The 20,776-nt window shown below is 67.4% G+C and carries 18 protein-coding genes and 1 pseudogene; 11 read left to right on the forward strand and 8 right to left on the reverse strand.

The features are described 5' to 3' along the window. Positions 1 to 147: 147 nt before the first annotated feature. Positions 148 to 846, forward strand: a complete 699-nt coding sequence (locus IEV67_RS06335; protein WP_188435661.1) for a GTP pyrophosphokinase — start codon at positions 148 to 150, stop codon at positions 844 to 846. A 5-nt stretch (positions 847 to 851) separates the two neighbouring features. On the opposite strand, the gene IEV67_RS06340 is transcribed toward IEV67_RS06335, so the two are convergent. Both IEV67_RS06340 and IEV67_RS06345 read right to left on the reverse strand, forming a co-directional pair. Further along, the gene (locus IEV67_RS06340; protein ID WP_188435662.1) at positions 852 to 2,066 is read right to left on the reverse strand and encodes an amidohydrolase; all 1,215 of its coding nucleotides are present in this window, start codon (positions 2,064 to 2,066) and stop codon (positions 852 to 854) included. A 9-nt stretch (positions 2,067 to 2,075) separates the two neighbouring features. Continuing rightward, on the reverse strand, positions 2,076 to 2,708 hold the full coding sequence (locus IEV67_RS06345; RefSeq protein ID WP_188435663.1) for a TetR/AcrR family transcriptional regulator: 633 nt from the start codon (positions 2,706 to 2,708) through the stop codon (positions 2,076 to 2,078). 161 nt (positions 2,709 to 2,869) lie between these two features. Between IEV67_RS06345 and IEV67_RS06350 the strand changes: the two genes are divergently transcribed. From IEV67_RS06350 to IEV67_RS06385, 8 genes and pseudogenes are all read left to right on the forward strand, one after another. Beyond that, on the forward strand, positions 2,870 to 4,537 hold the full coding sequence (locus IEV67_RS06350; RefSeq protein ID WP_188435664.1) for an ABC transporter substrate-binding protein: 1,668 nt from the start codon (positions 2,870 to 2,872) through the stop codon (positions 4,535 to 4,537). 135 nt (positions 4,538 to 4,672) lie between these two features. Beyond that, the gene (locus IEV67_RS06355; protein WP_188435665.1) at positions 4,673 to 5,497 is read left to right on the forward strand and encodes an ABC transporter ATP-binding protein; all 825 of its coding nucleotides are present in this window, start codon (positions 4,673 to 4,675) and stop codon (positions 5,495 to 5,497) included. 98 nt (positions 5,498 to 5,595) lie between these two features. Then, positions 5,596 to 6,294 (forward strand): annotated as a pseudogene (locus tag IEV67_RS06360) (ABC transporter ATP-binding protein); the annotation flags it as partial. Further along, positions 6,291 to 7,382: an ABC transporter permease gene (locus IEV67_RS06365; RefSeq protein WP_188435667.1), complete on the forward strand. Its 1,092-nt coding sequence runs from the start codon at positions 6,291 to 6,293 to the stop codon at positions 7,380 to 7,382. The pseudogene IEV67_RS06360 and the gene IEV67_RS06365, both read left to right, overlap by 4 nt. A 138-nt stretch (positions 7,383 to 7,520) precedes the next feature. Then, complete coding sequence (locus tag IEV67_RS06370) at positions 7,521 to 8,447, forward strand: ABC transporter permease (RefSeq protein ID WP_229702847.1); 927 nt, start codon at positions 7,521 to 7,523, stop codon at positions 8,445 to 8,447. Beyond that, on the forward strand, positions 8,447 to 10,687 hold the full coding sequence (locus tag IEV67_RS06375) for an exo-beta-d-1,3/1,6-glucosidase (protein ID WP_188435668.1): 2,241 nt from the start codon (positions 8,447 to 8,449) through the stop codon (positions 10,685 to 10,687). The genes IEV67_RS06370 and IEV67_RS06375 overlap by 1 nt, the downstream gene beginning before the upstream one ends. Positions 10,688 to 10,792: 105 nt before the next feature. After that, positions 10,793 to 12,289, forward strand: a complete 1,497-nt coding sequence (locus IEV67_RS06380; RefSeq protein ID WP_229702801.1) for a SulP family inorganic anion transporter — start codon at positions 10,793 to 10,795, stop codon at positions 12,287 to 12,289. Positions 12,290 to 12,386: 97 nt separating this feature from the next. Continuing rightward, positions 12,387 to 13,067, forward strand: coding sequence for a hypothetical protein (locus IEV67_RS06385; protein WP_188435669.1), 681 nt, complete (start codon positions 12,387 to 12,389; stop codon positions 13,065 to 13,067). Here IEV67_RS06385 and nhaA read toward each other — a convergent pair. The 4 genes from nhaA to IEV67_RS06405 all read right to left on the reverse strand — a co-directional run bounded on the left by nhaA (position 12,982) and on the right by IEV67_RS06405 (position 18,095). Next, positions 12,982 to 14,268, reverse strand: coding sequence for a Na+/H+ antiporter NhaA (nhaA, locus tag IEV67_RS06390; RefSeq protein ID WP_188435670.1), 1,287 nt, complete (start codon positions 14,266 to 14,268; stop codon positions 12,982 to 12,984). The two genes, IEV67_RS06385 and nhaA, sit on opposite strands and share 86 nt — an antisense overlap. A 117-nt stretch (positions 14,269 to 14,385) precedes the next feature. Beyond that, complete coding sequence (locus IEV67_RS06395; RefSeq protein ID WP_188435671.1) at positions 14,386 to 15,420, reverse strand: LacI family DNA-binding transcriptional regulator; 1,035 nt, start codon at positions 15,418 to 15,420, stop codon at positions 14,386 to 14,388. Positions 15,421 to 15,443: 23 nt separating this feature from the next. Beyond that, on the reverse strand, positions 15,444 to 17,105 hold the full coding sequence (locus tag IEV67_RS06400) for a glycoside hydrolase family 13 protein (protein ID WP_188435672.1): 1,662 nt from the start codon (positions 17,103 to 17,105) through the stop codon (positions 15,444 to 15,446). Positions 17,106 to 17,168: 63 nt separating this feature from the next. Further along, complete coding sequence (locus IEV67_RS06405) at positions 17,169 to 18,095, reverse strand: 2-hydroxyacid dehydrogenase (protein ID WP_188435673.1); 927 nt, start codon at positions 18,093 to 18,095, stop codon at positions 17,169 to 17,171. Between the two features lie 87 nt (positions 18,096 to 18,182). Between IEV67_RS06405 and IEV67_RS06410 the strand changes: the two genes are divergently transcribed. Both IEV67_RS06410 and IEV67_RS06415 read left to right on the forward strand, forming a co-directional pair. After that, complete coding sequence (locus IEV67_RS06410) at positions 18,183 to 18,611, forward strand: DUF1761 domain-containing protein (RefSeq protein ID WP_188435674.1); 429 nt, start codon at positions 18,183 to 18,185, stop codon at positions 18,609 to 18,611. A gap of 46 nt (positions 18,612 to 18,657) precedes the next feature. Continuing rightward, positions 18,658 to 19,539: a hypothetical protein gene (locus IEV67_RS06415; protein WP_188435675.1), complete on the forward strand. Its 882-nt coding sequence runs from the start codon at positions 18,658 to 18,660 to the stop codon at positions 19,537 to 19,539. 131 nt (positions 19,540 to 19,670) lie between these two features. On the opposite strand, the gene purQ is transcribed toward IEV67_RS06415, so the two are convergent. Together purQ and purS are read right to left on the reverse strand one after the other, a co-directional pair. After that, complete coding sequence (purQ, locus tag IEV67_RS06420; protein WP_188435676.1) at positions 19,671 to 20,378, reverse strand: phosphoribosylformylglycinamidine synthase subunit PurQ; 708 nt, start codon at positions 20,376 to 20,378, stop codon at positions 19,671 to 19,673. Next, positions 20,375 to 20,623 carry a phosphoribosylformylglycinamidine synthase subunit PurS gene (gene purS, locus IEV67_RS06425; protein WP_188435677.1) on the reverse strand — a complete coding sequence of 83 codons (249 nt, stop codon included), beginning with the start codon at positions 20,621 to 20,623 and terminating at the stop codon, positions 20,375 to 20,377. The genes purQ and purS overlap by 4 nt, the downstream gene beginning before the upstream one ends. Between the last annotated feature and the right edge of the window lie 153 nt (positions 20,624 to 20,776).

Genomic DNA, 20,776 nt, shown 5'->3' on the forward strand with positions numbered 1-20,776 from the left:
GCTACGCCGTTTCACGCCGTCCTCACGGGATCCTTACGGAATCCCTACGCCCGAACCTGCCACCCATACGAAATCCTCATGCCGACGGCATCCGCCCACAGCGAAACGCACAGCGCGTTCTGATCACGCTCGCGTAACGTCGATCTCATGACGACCATCGAGGTCAGCGAAGACGATATCCGCCAGACCCGCGAGCTCCGTGACGAATTCCAGAAGTTCCTGCGCGAGTACGAGTTCGGGATGCGAGAGGTCGAGACGAAGATCTCGATTCTGCGGGACGAGTTCCTGCACGATCACGCGTACAACCCCATCGAGCACGTGAAGAGCCGGATCAAGACTCCGGACAGCATCGTCGAGAAGATCGCCCGCAAGGGGATCGAGGAGCCCGACTTCGAGCGCATCCGCGACGAGATCACCGACATCGCCGGCGTTCGCGTGACCTGCAGTTTCGTCGCCGATGTGTACCAGCTCTTCGACCTGCTCACCCAGCAGGACGACATCACGGTGCGGGCCGTGAAGGACTACATCAAGAACCCGAAGCCCAACGGGTACAAGAGCCTGCACGTCATCATCGAGGTGCCGGTGTTCCTGTCGACCGGGCCGCTCCTGGTGCCCGTCGAGGTGCAGTTCCGCACGATCGCGATGGACTTCTGGGCGAGCCTCGAGCACAAGATCTACTACAAGTTCTCCAACCAGGTGCCGTCACATCTCGTCGACAGCCTGTCAGACGCTGCGGATGCCGCGGCAGAGCTCGATGCTCGCATGGAGCGGCTGCATCGCGAGGCGCACGGCGTGCCGCAGCGTCAGCTGGACCCGCCGCCCCCGCCTCGCGTCGTCGAGGTGTAGCCCGCTCAGCCGAGGAACTCGCGCACCGCGGTCGCCATCGCGGTGACCCCGACCTCGATCGTCGGGTGGATCTCAGGCGCGAACAGCGGCGAGTGGTTGGTGGGGATGTCGTGGGCGACTGTTCCGCCTGCGACCGCCGCGGCGAATGTCGCGGGGTCGACACCGCCCCAGAACCAGAAGACCAGAGGTGCGCCGGCATCACGGGCGAACCATGAGACATCCTCGCTGCCCGTGATCATCCCTGGGTCGATCACGGCGGCTTCTCCGAGGGCGCGCTGGAACGCAGTCGTGACCCGCGCCACGGCATCCACGTCGTTGATCGTGGGCGGCAGCGTGTGGTCGGTGCGGATCTCGGGCTCGCGCTCGGCACCGGATGCGAGTGCCTCGGCCCGCACGATCCGCTCCACGCTCGCGAGTACGTTCGCGCGGGCCTCGTCGTCCGGATAGCGCAGGCTGAGCTCGAGCGTCGCCTCGGCGGGGATGATGTTGTTCTTCAGACCGGCGTGGATCGAGCCGACTGTGACGACGGCGACACCCTGCGGGTCTGTCTCACGCGAGGCGATCGTCTGCAGGCGCATCACCGTGGCCGCTGCCATCACCACCGGGTCGACGGTCGTGTGCGGGCGGGATCCGTGTCCGCCGCGGCCGTGCAGCGTGACGGTGAGGCCGTCGGATGCCGCCATCTGCGTGCCGCTGCGCACGCCGATGATGCCCGCGGCGAAAGGCGTGACGTGCTGTCCGAGCACGATGTCGGGCTTCGGATAGCGGTCGAGGATGCCGGCATCCAGCATCGCTCTGGCGCCTGCACCGTACTCCTCGGCCGGCTGGATGATGACCACGAGCGTTCCCGACCATTCGTCCCGGCTCGCGACGAGTTGCTCCACTGCACCGATCATCGCGGTGACGTGCATGTCGTGCCCGCACGCGTGCATGACAGGGACGGTGTGGCCGGCCGGGTCGACGCCGGTCGCGGTGCTGGCGTAGGCGAGACCGGTCTGCTCCTCGACGGGGAGTGCGTCCATATCGGCGCGCGCCCAGACTGTCGGCCCATCGCCGTTGCGCAGCACCCCGACGACGCCCGTGATGCCGATGCCCTCTTCGACTTCGAGTCCGAGATCGCGCAGGTGCTGGGCGGCGATGCCTGCCGTGCGCGTCTCCTGGAAGGAGAGTTCAGGATGCTGGTGCAGGTCGATGTACAGCGCTTCGAGGTCGATGCTCATGGGCTGAGCCTACTGTCCGGCCTCGCGGACGTACGTCTCCAACTCGGGTGCCGGATGCAGCACGGAGTTCACGATCGCGCGGATCGCGAACTCGCTCGCCTCACCGAGTTTGACGATGTCCGGATGCAGCAGCCACTGCAGCTGCAGGCCGTCCATGACGGCCAGGATGCTGGCGGATGCCGCGGCCACCGTATCCGGTTCGGTCACGCCCTCCTGCGCGCACAGTTCATGAAACGCCTCGGTGACCTCGCGCCGGAGGGTCGTGTAGCGCTCTTCGAAGAAATCGCGGGCGGATTCGTTGGAGAGTACGGTGTACGCCTGCACGATGCCGGGGCGCCGCTCGTTCGCGAACGCCGTGCGCACCAGGTGCAGGAAGAGCTCCGGCCCACCGGGGATGTGCTTCTCGACCAGCTCGGCGACGTCGGCCTGGTCGCGATAGGCGAGCACCTCGAGCAGCAGCTTCTGCTTCGATCCGAAGTGATGCAGCACCCCGGCGTGCGTCATCCCCACCTGCTCTGCGACGTCGGCGAGCGTGCCGTTCGTCGATCCCTTGTTGCCGAAGATCTCGACTGCTGCTTCCAGGATGTCTGTGCGCTTCTGCCTTGTCGCAGGGCGCGTGCGCGTCGAATTCTCTGTGGCCACGGCATCCCCCTCTGAGGTGAGTGTAACGGTCTGGCATCTCGTACTTGCAAGCTTACTTACTTGTCGGTAACCTCGCCTCAGTTTACTTTCTCATGAGTAAGCTGGAGCGTCACACCGACGCGTGCCGCACCTGCACAATGACCCGTGTCCAAGGAGAAGCAATGAAGCTCAGCAGATCTCTGATCGCGATCGGCGCGATCGCGACCCTCAGCATCGGCGTGCTCGCCGGATGCTCGCCCGCCGCAGATGGCGGCGGCGGAGAATCCGGCTCGTCCACCGCCGCACTCACGATCGCCAAGCCCGACGGGGCGATCACCACAGAGTCGCACAACCCGTACCTCGGCGACTCGTCCGCATCGAAGTACGGCTACGCCAAGGTCATCTTCGAGCCGCTCGCTCTCGTGAACCCGACCGGCGATCTCGGAACCACTCCCTGGCTCGCCGAGTCGGTCGAATGGAACGACGACTACACCGAGCTCACCGTGGTGCCGCGCAGCGGCGTCAACTGGAGCGACGGCGAGCCGTTCACCGCCGATGACATCGTGTTCACGTTCGACCAGTACCTCAGCGGCAAGCTCGCCGACTCTCAGGGACTGCACTACGAGGGCGCGACTGTCGACGGCGACAAGGTCACGCTGAAGTTCGCCGACTCGAAGTTCACCGCCCAGTCGCGGGTGCTGCACACCCCGATCGTCCCGAAGCACATCTGGGAGAGCATCGAAGACCCCAACACCGACCCGCTCACCGGTGAGGGCCTCGCGGTGGGCACCGGCCCGTACGTGCTCGACAACTGGACCACGGAATCGGTCACCCTGACGGCGAACGAGGACTACTGGGGCGGCGAGCTCTCGGTTCCCGAGCTGCACTACGTCTCGTACGGTGACAACGCCGCCCTCACCACGGCTCTCGCATCGGGCGAGGCCGACTGGGCCCAGGCGTTCCTGCCCCAGATCGAGGAGAGCTACCTGTCGGTCGACCCCGACAACCAGTTCCTCGTCTCGCCGACCGCCGGCGCCGGCACGCTGTTCATGAACCTGCAGACCAAGCCGTTCAACAACCCCGCGCTGCGCGAGGCCCTGGCCTGGACGATCGACCGCGACGCCTACGTCGACATCGCCCGCGAGGGTGCGAGCGAGGCCGTCTGGAACGTGACCGGTCTCGGCACGCTGCTCGCCGACGAGATCATCCCGGAGTACCAGGATGCCGAGTACTCGGTCGACGTCGACAAGGCGAAGCAGATCCTCACGGACGCCGGCTACACCTGGAAGAGCGACAAGCTCATGGACCCCGACGGCGAAGCCGTGTCGTTCTCCGTCTCGGTTCCCGCCGGATGGAGCGACTGGAACACCGAGCAGGCACTCCTCGCCGAAGAGCTCGATGAGACCCTCGGCATCGAGGTCAAGGTCGACCAGCCCGACTGGGGCGGCTGGGACGCAGCCCGTCAGGAAGGCACCTTCCAGGCGATCATCCACTGGCTCGAGGACACCGGCAACGTGTACGGCCTGTACACCTCGACCATGGACCCGAAGTGGATCGTCGACGGCAAGGCGCAGTACAACTTCGGCCGCTTCGATGACCCCGCTGTCACCGAGGCGCTGAACACCTACGCCAACGCCTCCTCCGATGAGGAGCGCGCCGCCGCTTCGGCAGTGCTGCAGACCGCCTTCGCCGAGAATGTGCCGGCCATCCCGCTCGGCGCGCACCCCCTGCTGGGCGAGTTCAACACCCGCAATTACGTCGGATGGCCGAGCGAGGACGACCAGTACGCGTCGGCCGACCCGACCCAGCCCGGCATCGTGCAGATCCTGACGAATCTCGAGGCGAAGTAGGGCGACGGATGCTGAGCGGAGCGACGCTTCGACTCGTCGCTCCGCTCCTCGCTCAACGACCCGCACGACCTGCGGGTCGTTGAGCGAGCGGAGCGAGACGAAGTCGCCTCAGTAGTCCCCAGACAAGGAACCTCCATGCCAGACCCCCTGCTGTCCGTCCGCGACTTCTCGGTCGTGTACGACGTCGATCCGCCCGTCGCGGCGGTGAAGAACGTCACCCTCGAGCTGCAGCGCGGCGAGATCCTCGGCCTCGCCGGCGAGAGCGGCTGCGGCAAGACCACGCTCGCGTACGGCGTGCAGCGTCTGCTCAAGGCGCCCGCGGTGATCACGAGCGGATCCGTCGTCTTCCACGACGCCGAAGGCGACGACATCGATGTGAGCGCCCTCGGCGCGGAGCAGATGCGCCGCTTCCGCTGGGACAAGATCTCGATGGTCTTCCAGGGTGCGATGAACGCACTGAACCCCGTGACGACGATCGGTGCGCAGCTCGAGGACGTCTTCGAAGTGCACCGCCCGAACATGAGCAGGAAGCAGCGTCGAGAGGCCGTCGCAGAGCTGCTCGAGATCGTCAAGGTCGGGGCGCAGCGCGCCCGCTCGTTCCCGCATGAGCTCTCCGGCGGCATGCGCCAGCGCGTCATGATCGCCATGGCTCTGGCCCTCCGGCCGCAGCTGATGGTCATGGACGAGCCGACGACCGCGCTGGACGTGCTCGTGCAGCGCGAGATCCTCCGCCAGATCTCGCAGCTGCGCGAAGAGTTCGGCTTCTCGGTGATCTTCATCACGCACGACCTTCCGCTGCTGCTCGAGATCAGCGACCGCATCGCGATCATGCGCGAGGGCGAGATCGTCGAGATCGACACGGCCGAGCGGATCTGGAACGACCCGCAGGACGAATACACCAAGACGCTGCTGTCGTCATTCCCACGGCTCACCGGAGAGAAGGGGGTGGTGGTGCGATGAGCACTCTCGAAGTACGCCACGTCACGAAGACCTACAACGTCCGCGGCGCCGGTCAGCTCAAGGCGCTCGACGACGTGAGCTTCACGCTCACCTCCGGCCAGACGATCGGCCTCGTCGGACAGTCCGGCAGTGGCAAGTCGACGATCGCGAAGATCCTCACCCAGCTGGAGACGCCGACCAGCGGCGAGGTGCTGCTCGACGGCACGCCGATTCCACGCCGAGGCCGAGGACTGCGGACCTATCGGCAGCAATTGCGGATGGTCTTCCAGGACCCGTTCGCGTCCCTCAACCCGTACCACTCGATCCGCTACCACCTCGAGCGCCCGCTGCGCCTCGACGACGTCGTCCCGAAGGGCGAGACCGAAGCAGAGGTGCGCCGGCTCCTCGAGCGGGTGCGGTTGGTTCCGGATGCCGTGATCGACCGCCGTCCTCACGAATTGTCCGGCGGACAGCGGCAGCGCGTCGCGATCGCCCGCGCGCTCGCGTCGCGTCCCAAGATCCTCGTCGCCGACGAGCCGGTCTCGATGCTCGACGTCTCCATCCGCCTCGGCGTGCTGAACCTGCTCTCCGACCTGCAGCGCGAGGAGGGGCTGGGCGTCCTCTACATCACGCACGACCTCGCCACCGCCCGCCACTTCAGCGACGAGATCATGGTGCTCAATCAGGGGCGCATCGTCGAGCACGGTCCTGCCGACGACGTCATCCTCCGTCCGCAGGATCCGTACACGCAGGAGCTGCGCGCAGCCTCCCCCGACCCTGAACGATTCTTCGCCGACACCCGCGGAGGTGCACGATGACCGCCGTCGAACCCCAGCTCCCCACCCTCGAGACCCGGCCGGATGCCGATGCCGTCGAGATCGGCACGACGGCGACCAAGGTCGTCGCCGGCCGGTCCCGCATCCCGTGGCGCTTCCTCGGCGGTCGCGCCGCGTTCTATCTCTTCACGCTGTGGGCGGCGCTCACGATCAACTTCTTCCTGCCGCGCATGATGAAGGGCGACGCCGTCAGCCAGTACCTCTCGCGCAACCGCAACGTGTCGCCGGAGGCGGCCGAGGCGCTGCGTTCGCTGCTCGGGCTCGACACCGACAAGTCGCTCTTCCAGCAGTACCTCGACTACTGGGGTCTGCTGCTGCAGGGTGATCTCGGCGTCTCGCTGCTGCACGGGCTGCGCCCCGTCACCGAGGTCGTCGCCCAAGCGCTGCCGTGGACGGTGGGGCTGGTCGGCTTCGCGACCATCGTGTCCTTCCTGATCGGCACCATCGGCGGCGCTGTCATCGGATGGCGTCGGGGCAGCAGGCTCGAGTCGCTCATCCCGATCACGACCTTCCTCAGCACGATCCCGTACTTCTGGCTCGGGTTGCTCGCGATCGCGGTGTTCTCGGTCAACCTCGGCTGGTTCCCGATCGGCAAGGCGTACGGCGTCGGCATGGCGCCCGGCTGGAACTTCGAGTTCGTCGGCCAGGTCATCCATCACGGCACTCTTCCCGCGCTGACGATCGTGATCGCCTCGCTCGGCGGATGGATGCTCGGCATGCGCAACATGATGCTCACCGTGCTCGATGAGGACTACATCACCGTCGCGCAGGCGAAGGGCATGCCGAACCAGCGGGTGCTGTGGCGCTACGCCGCCCGCAACGCCGTGCTGCCCCAGATCCAGAGCTTCGCGCTGTCGATCGGCTTCATCGTGGGCGGCACGATCGTGATGGAGATGGTCTTCAGCTATCCCGGCGTCGGCAAGCTGCTCCTGGATGCCACGAACGCGAAGGACTACGCGCTGATGCAGGGCGTCTTCCTCGTCATCACCCTGTCGGTGCTGGTGGCGAACATCCTCGCCGACATCGCCTACGCATTCCTCGACCCGCGCACGCGCCAGACGGAGGCCTGAGCCATGTCCACGACAGAGAAAGCCGGACGGCGCCAGGCGAGCGCTCCGGACACGTTCCTCATCCGCACCAGTGGAGCCGGTACCGGAAACGGCGGTGAGCGCCAGAGCTTCTGGGCGAAGATCGTCTCGGCCTTCGCGATGTTCCGCAACGGCAAGTCCATCGCCGGGCTCGCGATCCTCGCGTTCTTCGTGCTGGTCGCGATCTTCGCCGACGTGCTGGCGCCGTTCTCGCCGACGAAGATCGACAACTCCGCGCGTCTGCAGCCGCCGTCGGCCGCGCATTGGCTGGGCACGACGCACATCGGTGAGGATGTGCTGAGCCAGGTCATCCACGGCACCCGCGGCGTCATCGTCGTCGGCTTCCTCGCCGCGCTGATCGCCACGGTGATCGCGATCACGGTCGGCGTGATCGCGGGGTACCTGTCCGGCTGGAAGAGCGAGGCGCTGTCGGCGCTGACGAACGTGTTCCTGGTGATCCCCGGTCTTCCGCTGATCATCATCGTCGCCTCGATGTTCGAGGACCCGCCGCTCGTGCTGATCGCCGCGGTGCTGGGCATCACGGGCTGGGCGTGGGGCGCCCGTGTGCTGCGCGCGCAGACCATGTCGCTGCGCAACCGCGACTTCGTGCAGGCCGCCCGTGCCAACGGCGAGCCCCTGCGACGCATCATCACGGTCGAAATGCTGCCGAACCTCATGGCGCTGATCGCCGCGAGCTTCGTCGGCACGGTGACCGCCGCCATCCTCGGTCTCACGACGCTTTCGTACATCGGCGTGATCCCCGTCACCACGTACAACTGGGGCACGATCCTGAACTGGGCATCCGCCCAGGGCGCGTTCGGGCAGAACCAGTGGTGGTGGTATCTGCCGCCAGGGCTGTGCATCGCCGCGATCGGTGTCGCCCTGTCGCTGATCAACTTCGGCATCGACGAGTACGTCAACCCGCGCCTGCGCTCGGCCGGCGAACGGGCGCGCGCGATGAAGAAGAAGGGCCTGAACGTGAACGACGCGGTCACGGCCGTGCGCACCACCGACGCGGCCGCTCCGGCTGCAGAGACCAAGAAGTGATGACCTCTGAGACCCTGACGCTCCCGTATCTGAATCCCGATCTGGCCGTTCCGGCGCGCGTCGCCGACCTCCTCGAACGCATGACGCTCGAGGAGAAGGTCGGGCAGATGCTGCAGCTCGACGCGCGCGACGACCTCGACGACCACGTGCTCCGTCGCATGGTCGGGTCGATCCTGCACACCTCACCGGAGCGGATCGTCGCAGCGCGCGAACTGACGCTGCAGACGCGTCTGCAGATCCCGCTGCTCGTCGGCGAAGACTGCATCCACGGTCACTCGTTCTGGCCCGGCGCGACCATCTATCCGACGCAGCTGGGGATGGCGGCCTCGTGGGATCCGTCGCTGCTGGAGAAGGCCGCCCGAGCGACCGCGGTCGAAGTCGCGGCGACCGGCATCCACTGGACGTTCTCGCCGGTGCTCTGCATCGCCCGCGACCTGCGCTGGGGTCGTGTGAACGAGACGTTCGGAGAAGACCCGTTTCTGCTCGGAGAGCTCGCATCCGCGATGGTCCGCGGCTACCAGGGCGAAGGCCTGGAGGATCCGACGGCGATCCTCGCGACGGCCAAGCACTTCGCCGGGTACTCAGAGACCCAGGGCGGGCGCGACGCGAGCGAGGCCGACATCTCCCGGCGGAAGCTGCGGTCGTGGTTCCTGCCGCCGTTCGAGCGCGTCGCCCGCGAGGGATGCCGCTCGTTCATGCTGGGCTATCAGAGCATGGACGGCGTGCCGATCACCCTCAACGACTGGCTTCTCAGCGATGTGCTGCGCGGCGAGTGGGGATACACCGGCACGCTCATCACCGACTGGGACAACGTCGGCCGGATGGTCTGGGAGCAGCACGTGCAGCCGGACATCACGCACGCGGCAGCTGCCGCCGTGAAGGCCGGCAACGACATGATCATGACGACGCCGGCCTTCTTCGAGGGCGCTCTGGATGCTGTCGCGCAGGGTCTGCTCGCATCGGATGCCTTCGATGCCGCAGTCGAACGGATCCTCACGCTGAAGTTCGAGCTCGGACTGTTCGAGAACCCGCGGACGCCTGTCGACGGTCTCGAGCAGATCGTCGGGACTGCGGAGCACGCGGAACTCAACCTGGAGGTCGCGCGCCGCTCTCTCGTGCTGCTGGAGAACGACGGGAGCCTGCCGGTCTCGCCGACCGCGACAACACGCGTCGCCGTCGTCGGGCCGCTCGCCGACGATGCACAGGAGCAGCTCGGCGACTGGGCCGGCGGATCCGGCCAGGCCGGCTGGCTGGACGGGCAGCCGCGCGAGATGATCACGACCGTGCTCGACGGGTTGCGCGAGATCGCGCCGTGGGAGGTCGTGCACGCTCGCGGTGCGGACATCCTCACGCTCGAGCCGGACCCTGCGGGTGCGACGTGGCCCGATGGGCAGCCGCGCCCTCCGGTCGTGAAGCCGTGCGCACCGGACGCTGCGCAGATCGCCGAGGCGGTCGCCGCGGCAGAGGCGGCCGACGTGTGCGTCGCCGTCGTCGGTGATGCGCAGGGCCTGTACGGCGAAGGGCGTTCGACCGCGACGCTCGAGCTGATCGGTGGCCAGAACGCGCTTCTCGACGCGCTGGTCGGCACCGGCACGCCTGTGGTCGTGGTGCTGATGGCGTCGAAGCCGCTCGTGCTTCCGGCATCCGTATCGAGGGCCGCCGCGGTGCTGTGGGTCGCGAATCCGGGAATGCAGGGCGGGCGCGCGATCGCCGAACTGCTGACAGGGGCGATCGAGCCAACCGGCCGCCTGCCGATCTCATTCGCGCGGCATGCCGGCCAGCAGCCGACGTACTACAACCAGATCCGCGGACAGCACGGCGACCGTTACGCCGACCTCACGCAGGCACCAGCCTGGGCGTTCGGCGAGGGGCGCTCCTACACGACCGTCTCGTACTCGGACCTCGCACTCGAGGAGGAGGCGCTCGCGGCATCCGCCACCATCGTCGCCGACGTGACGGTGACCAACACCGGCGACCGGCCGACGATCGAGACGGTACAGGTGTACGTGCGCGACAACGTGACGAGCGTCAGCTGGACGGACAAGGAGCTCAAGGCTTACCGGCAGGTGGCTCTGGCACCGGGCGAGAGCACGCGCGTGCGGATCGAACTGCCCGTCGCCGACTGCACGATCGTGGATGCCGCCGGCGACCGCGTCGTGGAGGCAGGGGAGTTCGCCCTGCTAGTGGGCCCCAGTTCCCGCGACGACCAACTCCTCTCCGCCGAGTTCACAGTCACCTGACGCCGAGGCCCCGGCTTATTGCCGAGACCCCTGGCTACCCGCGCGAATATCCAGGGGTCTCGGCCAGAACATGGGGCCTCGGCATCAGGAATAGGGTGGACTCTCGTGACCACCACCGACGAGCGGGCCCGATACCGCGCGAACCCCTCCGTGCTCACGGCGCTGAAGTCGCCGCGGATGCTGACGCGCGAGGTGCTCGCAGGACTCGTGGTCGGTCTCGCGCTCATCCCCGAGGCCATCGCCTTCTCGGTCATCGCGGGTGTCGACCCCAAGGTCGGCCTGTTCTCGTCGTTCATCATGGCGGTGGCGATCTCGTTCCTCGGCGGGCGCCCGGCGATGGTCACGGCGGCCACCGGCGCCGTGGCCCTCGTCATCGCACCGGTCGCGCCCCTGTACGGCATCGACTACTTCATCGCGACCGTGCTGCTCGCCGGCGTCTTCCAGGTGCTCCTCGCTGTGCTCGGCGTCGCGAAGCTCATGCGGTTCATCCCGCGCAGCGTCATGACGGGCTTCGTGAACGCGCTCGCCATCTTCGTGTTCAGCTCGCAGGTGCCGCACCTGCTGAACGTGCCGTGGCTGGTGTATCCACTCGTGGCTCTCGGCATCCTCGTCATGATCTTCATGCCGCGGATCACGAAGATCATCCCGGCACCCCTCGTCTCCGTGATCATCGTCACGGCCGTCGTGATCGTGTTCGCGATCAACGTGCCGACAGTCGGCGACCAGGGCGAGCTGCCGCGCAGCCTTCCCGAGCTGTTCATCCCGAACGTGCCGCTCACCTGGGAGACGTTCACGATCATCGCGCCGTTCGCGCTCGGGGTCGCGGTGGTCGGGCTGCTCGAATCGCTGATGACCGCGAAGCTGGTCGACGAGATCACCGACACGCACTCCCGCAAGACGCGTGAGGCCTGGGCTCAGGGCGTCGCGAACATGCTCTCCGGCATCTTCGGCGGCATGGGCGGATGCGCCGTGATCGGCCAGACGATGATCAACGTGAAATCGTCCGGCGCTCGCACGCGCATCTCGACGTTCTTCGCCGGCATCTTCCTGTTCCTGCTGGTCGTCGTGTTCGGCGATTTCGTCGCCACGATCCCGATGGCGGCCCTGGTCGCGGTGATGATCATGGTCGCGATCGGGGCGTTCGACTGGCACAGCATCCGTCCGTCGACCTTGAAGCGGATGCCGAAGAGCGAGACCGTCGTGATGCTCGTGACAGTGCTGGCCGTGGTCATCACGCACAACCTCGCCATCGGCGTCGTGGCCGGGGTGATCGTCGCATCCGTGCTGTTCGTCAGACGTGTCGCGCACTTCGTCACCGTCACGCGTACGGTGACGGACGACACGGCGCACTACGTCGTCGACGGTGAACTGTTCTTCGCGTCGAGCAACGACCTCACGACGCAGTTCGAGTACGCGGACGACCCCGAACGCGTGGTGATCGACATGTCGCGCTCGCACGTGTGGGATGCCTCGACCGTCGCAGCGTTGGATGCGATCGAGACGAAGTACGCCCAGCACGGCAAGACCGTCGAACTGGTGGGCCTCAACGACGCCAGCGGACTGTTCCACGGAAGGTTGAGCGGCGGATTCCCGCCGGCATGATCTCGCCGACCCCGACTCACCCGGAAGAGCGCTCACGATGACTCGTGCGGGTGATGCCGGATCGTTCGGATCCGGGCACGGTGAGGGTATGGAGAACATGACGACACCCGTCCGAGCCCGCACTCGCCTGACCGGCAGTACGACCACAGTGCTGGGAGCGGTCCTGTTCGCGACGGTCGGTTCCGGGCTTCTGGGCACCACGGCACCGGGAGAATCGGACTTCGTGGCGCAGAACGCGCTGGGCCTCTGCGCGGCAGCGCTGCTCGGGCTGGGAATCATCGGCGTGCGTCCGAGCCTGCAGCGCGTCGCAGCCGGACGACTGCTCGGATGGGGCCTGGCCATGGTCTGGATCGGACTCGCCGCGATGGCAGGAGGGCATGCGCTCGCGATCGCAGCGGAGGGCGCGCAGGGAGGCCTCCTTGAGGCTGCCGCGATCGCCGGCATCCCGCTGACCGTGGGGGCGCACCTGATCTACCCCGGGACGAGTCTCGTCGGGCTCGCCATGCTGCGCGGACGGCGTGCGCCGATTGCTCTGGGCGTACTGCTCACGGCAAGTCTGCCGCTGCTGCTCATCGGAGTCCCTCTCGGGCTGGCGTTCGGCACCGGCCTTCTCGGCGACGTCGTGACGTGGGCGTCGACCGAGGGGCAGGCGGGTGCCGCCTGGTTTGCCGTCGCGATCACGGTCGGGGTGACTACGACGCGTGGGCGCCGCGGTACCGGCGATTCCGAATCCCCAGCAGAACCGATGCCACGACCGCCGCGACGACCGACGCCGTGAGGATCGCGACCTTGGCGTGGTCATGAGCCTCGCTGCCCGCGGCGAAACTGAGCTCGGCGACCAGCAGCGAGACCGTGAAGCCGATCCCGGCGAGCATGCCGACGCCGACGATGTCGGCCCACCGCAGGTCAGGATCGAGGTCGATCCGCCGGATGCGCGTGATGGCCCACGTTGCCGCGGTTATGCCGAGCGGTTTGCCGACGACGAGCGCGAGCATGATGCCGAGGACCACGGGGTCGGCGAACGCCGAAACGAACCCCTCTGCACCGCCGATCGCGACCCCGGCGGAGAAGAACGCGAAGATCGGCACGGCGATTCCCGCGGAAAGCGGCCGGAACCGATGTTCGAACACCTCGGCGAGGCCTGGCCCGGCGTCCGGCCCGCGGTCGGCTTTCCCGTGCAGCACGGGAATCGTGAAGCCGAGGAGGACACCGGCGATCGTGGCATGGATGCCGGATGCGTGCAGCAGCGCCCACGCGATCACTCCGATGGGAAGCAGCACGAGCCAGGCCGCGGTCGGCCGTAGGTGGAAGAAGCGCCGGTACAACTGGGCGATCAGGCCGTAGCCGGCGATCACGACGAGCGCGAGCACGAGTGGCACGATCTCGACCGTCTCGGTGTAGAACAGCGCGATGATGCCGATGGCGATGAGGTCGTCGACGACGGCGAGCGTGAGCAGGAAGATCCGCAGGGCGCTCGGGAGGTGCGAGCCGATCACCGCCAGCACGGCGACCGCGAAAGCGATGTCAGTGGCCGTGGGGATCGCCCATCCGCTCGACGCCTCGGGCGAGCCCGCGGTGATGAGGAGGTAGATGAAGGCGGGCACGACCACTCCGCCGATGGCGGCGACGATCGGCACTATCGCGGTGCTGAGCTTCCGCAGATCGCCGCTGACGAACTCGCGCTTCAGTTCGAGGCCAACGAGGAAGAAGAAGATCGCAAGCAGGCCGTCGGCCGCCCACGCGCCGATGCTGAGGCGCAGGTGCCATGGCTCGTACCCGATCTCGAAGTCACGGATCGCGAAGTAGGACTCCGCCCAGGGTGAGTTGGCCCACCCCAGCGCGACGATGGCGAATGCGACGAGCAGGATGCCGCCGACCGTCTCTTTGCGGAGGAGCTCTCCGATGCGGAGCGATTCCGCGGTGGAGGCCGAGGGGAACAGCCGACGGATGCCGGGGATGCGTGCGGGGGAGGGCGACATGAGCGCCTTTCGGGTCGACAACAGATCATGTCGACCAGGCTTCCCGACTCTCCGGCATCCAGCCTAACGGGCCTGAACTGCCGCTGCTGAAGCCGCGGGCTCGCGCGCGGCCGGAGGTCAGCGGGCGCGGGGCTTCTTCGGAGGAGTCGCAGGTCTTGCGGTCGTCCCCCGCACGATGAGTTCGTACGGCAGGGCACTCGGGGCGGCGGCGGGCACTGCATCTTCGAGCTTCGCCAGCACTGCGGATGCCGCCCGCTCGCCCTGGCCGAGCGGGAACTGGTCGACCGTCGTGAGTTGGAAGAACTCGCCCAGCTCGTGGCCATCGATGCCGATGATCGAGAGATCCTCCGGCACGCGGAAGCCGAGATCGCGCGCGGCGAGCACCGCACCGATCGCCATCTCATCGGATGCCGCGAAGACCGCTGTCGGCCGCGGCCCCGGCCGGCCCAGCAGCTGCTTGGCGGCGCGGTAGCCGCCGTCGACGGTGAAGTCCGCGGGCTCGAGGAACGCCGGGTTCGGTGTGATCCCGGCATCCCCCAGCGCCTTCTCGAAACCGAGTCGACGCTGGGTGGGGATGTGGAAGTCGATGTCGAACTCCGGGTTCGCGCCGATGTGCGCGATGGCGGTGTGGCCCAGGCTCAGCAGGTGCTCGGTCGCCAGCTGAGCGACCGCGCCGTCATCGACTGTCAGGGTGTCGAGCTGAGGGTTCGGCCCGCCGATCGCGATGACGGGGAGACCCAGTTCGAGCAGACGGGTCGTCTCGGCCTCGTCGAGTTCGATGGACACCGCGATGACGGCATCCACCCTCTGGCGGCGCAGTGCCGTGTCGAAGACGTTCCGGCGCACATCCTCGTCGGCCGTGATGTTGTAGAGCGTGATGTCGTAGCCCTGACGCATCAGGGCACTGGAGACACCGGAGAGCACCGTGCTGAAAAACCAGCGATCGAGATACGGCACCACCACGCCGATGTTGCGGGTGCGGCCTGAAGCGAGCGATGAGGCGCGCGACGAGACGACGTACCCGAGCGTCTGCGCCGCGGCGAGCACCCGGTCGCGCGACGCAGCGGACACGTGGCCGCGACCGCTGAGGGCGCGCGAGACCGTCGCCGTGGAGACGCCGGCCAGTCGCGCGACCTCATCGATGCTCACCATGTCACTCGATCCCAGGAATGCGTTCAGGCCTTGGTGTACCAGGCGGCGTGGTCAACCGGCAGCGCGGTGCCCTCGAACGGCTGGCTCTGCACGACGAAGGCGACGTCATCGCCGAGTTCCAGCGGCTCGGTTCCGATGTTCACCGCGACGTGCAGGTCGCCCCGGCGGAACGCGACCGCGGACGAACCCAAGTCTTCCCAGACGAGCGAGCCCACACCCAGCGCACGCTCGCGGCGCAGCTGCAGCAGCTGCTTGTAGAGGTTCAGGGTCGACGTGGCATCCGTCTCTTCGACATCACGCGCGAACGACGCCCACTCGGCCGGCTGCGGCAGCCACGCATCACCGGTGGTGTTGAAGCCGAAGGCGGGCGCTGCCGCCTCCCACGGGATCGGCACGCGGCATCCGTCGCGTCCGTACCGCTTGCCGTTCGTGCGGTACCAGGTCGGGTCCTGACGGAACTCGTCGGGGATCTCCATCGCCTCGGGCAGGCCCAGTTCCTCGCCCTGGTAGAGGTACGACGAGCCGGGAAGTGCGAGCATCACGGTGGTCGCGGCGCGTGCGCGGGAGAGGCCGATGACCGGGTCGGGCTTGCCGGCCGACTTCGGTCCGATCCCCTCGCCCTGCGGGTTGTCGGCCGTGAGTGCGAGGCGCGACGCATGCCGCACCACATCGTGGTTCGAGAGCACCCAGGTGCTCGGAGCGCCGACCTTGCCGAACTCGTCGAGCGATTCGCGGATGACGTCGCCGATCAGCTCTGCGTCCCACGCGGTCATCATGTAGGGGAAGTTGAACGTCTGGTGCATCTCGTCCGGACGCACCCAGAGCGCGGTCTGCTTCAGTGTCGGCAGCCATGCCTCGCCGCACAGGGCGCGGTCGCCGTCGTACTCGGCGAGCACCTTATGCCAGTCGCGGTATATGTCGTGCACGCCGTCCTGGCCCCAGTAGGGCACGCTGGCTTCGCCGCCGCCCATCGAGTCGGCATCCGCCACCGGGGCGTAGTCCGGAAGACCGGCCTCCTTGACCATGCCGTGTGCGACATCGACGCGGAAGCCGTCGACACCCCGGTCGAGCCAGAAGCGCAGGACGGAGCGGAACTCCTCCTTCACTTCTTCGTTCGTCCAGTCGAAGTCGGGCTGGGTCGCGTCGAAGATGTGCAGGTACCACTGGCCGGGCGTGCCGTCTGCCTCGGTCACGCGCTCCCACATGCCGCCGCCGAAGACGCTCTCCCAGTTGTTCGGGGGCAGCTCGCCGTTCTCGCCCTTGCCGTCGCGGAAGACGTATCGGGCGCGCTCCGGACTGCCTGGGGCCGCCTTGAGCGCCTCCTGGAACCAGACGTGCTGGTCGGAGGAGTGGTTCGGGACGAGGTCGACGATGAGGCGGATGCCGCGGGCATGCGCCTGCGCGATCATCTCGTCGAAGTCGGCGAGGGTGCCGAAGATCGGGTCGACATCGCGGTAGTCGGCGACGTCGTAGCCGGCATCCTTCTGCGGGCTCGTCATGAACGGGCTCAGCCAGATCGCGTCGACGCCGAGTTCCTTCAGCGAATCGAGGCGGCTCGTGATGCCGGGGAGGTCTCCGATGCCGTCACCGGATGCATCCGCGAACGAGCGCGGGTAGATCTGGTAGATGACGGCGCTGCGCCACCACTCTGCTCCGGGGGCGGCGAACTGCTCAAGCTCTGTCATGCGACGAGCCTACTGCAAGCGCTTACAGTTCCGCGAGCGCCCGGATCGAATCGGTTCGAGAGATCAGCCGTCGATCACGACGTTCACGGGGGCATCGCCGCGCAGCATCCGTTCGATCTGCTTGCGGATGAGTCTGGCGATGCGCGGGTTCATCGCGGTCGAGGCGCCGCCGACGTGCGGAGAGATGAGTACGCCTTCGGTCTTCCAGAGCGGATGCTCCGCCGGAAGCGGCTCCGGATCCATCACATCGAGCGCGGCGCGGATGCGTCCGTTCTGCCGCACGAGGGCGTCCGTGTCGATGAGCGTGCCGCGACCGACGTTCACGATGAGCGCATCGTCGGGCATGAGCGCGAGCAACTCATCGTCGAACAGGTGGCGCGTCTCGTCTCCACCGGGCAGCGCGAGCACGACGATCTCCGCCGTCGGCAACAACGAGGCGAGTTCGTCGATGGCGTGCACCTGCACTCGTCCGAGCCGCTCGTGCCAGACCGGGCGCGCGGTGCGGGCGACGACCGTCAACTCGACCTCGAAAGGCTCGAGGCGCATGGCGATGGCCTCACCCACGCCGCCGAAGCCGACCAGCAGCACGCGCCTGTCAGCGAGGCTCTCGGCGAAGACCGGTGCCCATTCGCCATGCTGCTGTGCGAGCACGAAACGGGGGAACTGCCGCTGCGCGGCAAGTGTGAGCGCGAGCGCGATCTCGGCGGTCGAGGTCTCATGCACGCTCGCCGCGTTCGCGAACGGGATGCCGGAGGGCAGCTTCTCGCCGATCCCGTCATAGCCGATCGACTGGCTCTGCACGAGTCCGATGTCGAGGCCCTCGAGTGCGGACAGCACCGATGATCCGCCCATGTACGGCGGCACGACGAGGTCGATCCTCTGTCGGGGGGCGGGGGACTGGAAGTCCCACACCTCGAGTTCGACGCCCTCGGGCAACGCGCCGATGTTCTCGGCCAGACGGGCGGTGGGAACGGTGACGAAGAGACTCACACGTCGAGCCTATCGATCCCGCACGGTTCAGGGAGTAGCGTCGGCGGCAGCAGCGACTCCCGGTCGCTCGAGCGCCAAGGAGGAGCCATGATTCCGGAGATCAACTACTGGGCGGTGCTGCTGGCCATGATCTCGAGCATGATCGTCGGGTCGATCTGGTACACGCCGAAGGTGTTCGGCACCCGCTGGGCGAAGCTCGCCAACGTCGACATGACAGGCTCGGCGAAGAGCGCCGTATGGCCGATCGTCACCACGGTGATCGTGAGCTTCGTGACCGCGTGGGTTCTCGCCGGAGCATCCGCCATCGCCTGGCACTTCTACGACGGTTCGTTCTTCGTCGCGGCCGTCGTGACGGCGATCCTGCTGTGGGCGGGCTTCACCGCCGCCCGCTTCATCACGCACGACGCATTCGAGGGGCGACCGACCGCCCTGACCACGATGAACATTGCGCACGAGCTGGTCACGCTCGTGATCATGGCTGTGCTTATCGGCGTGTGGCCTCCCGCGGGGATCTGATTCTCGCCTGGCAGGAGAGCACCGGACGAGTGCCTAGGCTGGGAGGGTGAATCCTCCTGACCTCGGTCTCCTGCTCGACGTCGACGGCCCCGTCGCCAGCCCCGTCACCCGCACCATCGCGATCGGATCGATCGCCCGCGACATCGTCGACCTCGTCGCGGAAGGCGTGCCGATCGCCTTCATCACGGGGCGCTCGCACGAGTTCATCGCCGACGTGGTCATCCCCGCGCTTCAGGATGCCGGGCTGCGCGAGGCTCTCAGCCGGCCCGGAGCACGCATGTTCGGTGTGTTCGAGAAGGGCGGCGCCTGGTCGACGATCGACGCCGACGGCATGGGCGAGCCCACGATCGATCAGACGGTGGCGTTCAGCGCGGACGCTGTAGACGCGATCCGCGACCTGGTCGAACGGCGCTTCGCCGACACCATGTTCTTCGACGAGACCAAGCGCGCGATGATCTCGGTCGAGCAGCGCACGGATGTCGGCGCCGAGGAGTATCGAGCCGCACAGCAGGACTTCCAGGACGAGGCGTTCCGCATTCTGACCGCGCAGGGCGTCGGGCTTCGCTACGCGGCACTGTCGGTGCCAGACGCCGACGGTGCGGTTCCCTTTCGCATCGATCCGACCGTGATCTCGACCGACATCGAGTCGATCCGTCTCGACAAAGACCATGCCGCGCAGCGCGCGCTGGAGCACTTCCGTGCGCACGGGCCGATGCCGCGCCGGTGGCTCAGCGTCGGCGATTCACGCAGCGACTACCTCATGGCCGATCAGCTGCACGCGGAGGGATTCGACACGGCGCATCTCGACGTCCGCCCGGGCGACGGCATGCTCGAGCGTCCGTACCGGGTGCTCACGGAGGTCGACCTCATCCACGACGAGGCGTTTGCCGCGCACCTGAGCCGCATCAGAGCCGAACTCGGCGTCTGACACCCGATGGACGTGTTACGTCCGTCGGAGGGTGCGACGCACGGCGGACGTTCTGGTCGAAAACTTCCGACCTCCGTCACTTCCTCCGACGAGCGCAACGCCGGAGGGCGCAGGCGACCGGATGCCGGAGACTAGGCCGCGACGCGACTGACGGCGGCGATCGCGCTCGTGAAGAACGCCAGACCGTCGGTGCCGGAGCGCATGGCGTCGGCGGTGTTCGGGCCGAACCCTGCCTCGGTCGCGTGCTCGGGGTGCGGCATGAGGCCGACGACGTTCCCGGCCTCGTTGGTGAGCCCGGCGATGTCGCGCAGCGATCCGTTCGGGTTCACGTCCGCGTAGCGGAATGCCACGAGACCTTCGCCCTCGATGCGATCCAGCGTCTCCTCCGAAGCGATGTAGCCGCCGTCGGCGTTCTTCAGCGGGATGACGATCTCCTGGCCGGCGGTGAAATCGCTGGTCCAGGCTGTGGAGACATTCTCGACCGTGAGCTTCTGATCGCGGCGGACGAAGTGCTGGTGGTCGTTGCGGATCAGTCCGCCCGGCAGCAGATGCGCCTCGACCAGCATCTGGAAGCCGTTGCAGATTCCGAGTACCGGCATGCCCGATGCGGCAGCATCCTTCACCTCGGTCATGATCGGCGACAGCGCCGCGATCGCTCCGGCGCGCAGGTAGTCGCCGTAACTGAACCCGCCGGGCAGCACCAGAGCGTCGACGCCCTCGAGGTCGTGCGAGCCGTGCCACAGGGCGACGGGCTCGGCGCCGGCGAGGCGGATCGCACGCTGCGCGTCGCGGTCGTCAAGCGATCCGGGCCAGGTGATGACCCCGATGCGGACCGTCATTCGACGACCTCGATGCCGACGACATCCTCGATGACCGCGTTGGAGAGCACGTCATCGGCGAGCCTCTTGACCTCGGCGAGCACGGCATCCGTCACTTCGCCGTCGACCGTGAGCTCGAAGCGCTTGCCGATGCGCACATCGCTGAAGCCCTCCACGCCCAGACGAGCGAAAGCGCCGGAGACGGCCTTCCCCTGCGGGTCGAGCAGTTCGGACTTGGGCATGACGTCGACGACGATGGTGGGCATTGAAGGCTCCAGAAGTCGCGGGAAGGCGGGCCGTTCCAGTCTAGCCGCCCGGGTGGTGGCCGACGGATGCCGGGACGAGGCTTCCGGCCGATGGCGAGAGTTGCCCGGGCGGATGACTCACCCCCCTCGGTGCACCCGCCCGGGCAAGTCGAG

It is taken from the genome of Microbacterium murale (assembly GCF_014635185.1).
Classification (GTDB): Bacteria; Actinomycetota; Actinomycetes; order Actinomycetales; family Microbacteriaceae; genus Microbacterium; species Microbacterium murale.

Coding starts and splice junctions, on each gene's coding strand:
- IEV67_RS06365 (WP_188435667.1), top strand. CDS start 6,291: ATGACCGCCGTCGAACCCCAGCTCCCCACCCTCGAGACCCGGCCGGAT.
- IEV67_RS06340 (WP_188435662.1), bottom strand. CDS start 2,066: ATGAGCATCGACCTCGAAGCGCTGTACATCGACCTGCACCAGCATCCT.
- IEV67_RS06410 (WP_188435674.1), top strand. CDS start 18,183: ATGATTCCGGAGATCAACTACTGGGCGGTGCTGCTGGCCATGATCTCG.
- IEV67_RS06370 (WP_229702847.1), top strand. CDS start 7,521: ATGTTCCGCAACGGCAAGTCCATCGCCGGGCTCGCGATCCTCGCGTTC.
- IEV67_RS06355 (WP_188435665.1), top strand. CDS start 4,673: ATGCCAGACCCCCTGCTGTCCGTCCGCGACTTCTCGGTCGTGTACGAC.
- IEV67_RS06385 (WP_188435669.1), top strand. CDS start 12,387: ATGACGACACCCGTCCGAGCCCGCACTCGCCTGACCGGCAGTACGACC.
- IEV67_RS06395 (WP_188435671.1), bottom strand. CDS start 15,420: ATGGTGAGCATCGATGAGGTCGCGCGACTGGCCGGCGTCTCCACGGCG.
- IEV67_RS06335 (WP_188435661.1), top strand. CDS start 148: ATGACGACCATCGAGGTCAGCGAAGACGATATCCGCCAGACCCGCGAG.
- purS (WP_188435677.1), bottom strand. CDS start 20,623: ATGCCCACCATCGTCGTCGACGTCATGCCCAAGTCCGAACTGCTCGAC.
- IEV67_RS06350 (WP_188435664.1), top strand. CDS start 2,870: ATGAAGCTCAGCAGATCTCTGATCGCGATCGGCGCGATCGCGACCCTC.
- nhaA (WP_188435670.1), bottom strand. CDS start 14,268: ATGTCGCCCTCCCCCGCACGCATCCCCGGCATCCGTCGGCTGTTCCCC.
- IEV67_RS06400 (WP_188435672.1), bottom strand. CDS start 17,105: ATGACAGAGCTTGAGCAGTTCGCCGCCCCCGGAGCAGAGTGGTGGCGC.
- IEV67_RS06375 (WP_188435668.1), top strand. CDS start 8,447: ATGACCTCTGAGACCCTGACGCTCCCGTATCTGAATCCCGATCTGGCC.
- purQ (WP_188435676.1), bottom strand. CDS start 20,378: ATGACGGTCCGCATCGGGGTCATCACCTGGCCCGGATCGCTTGACGAC.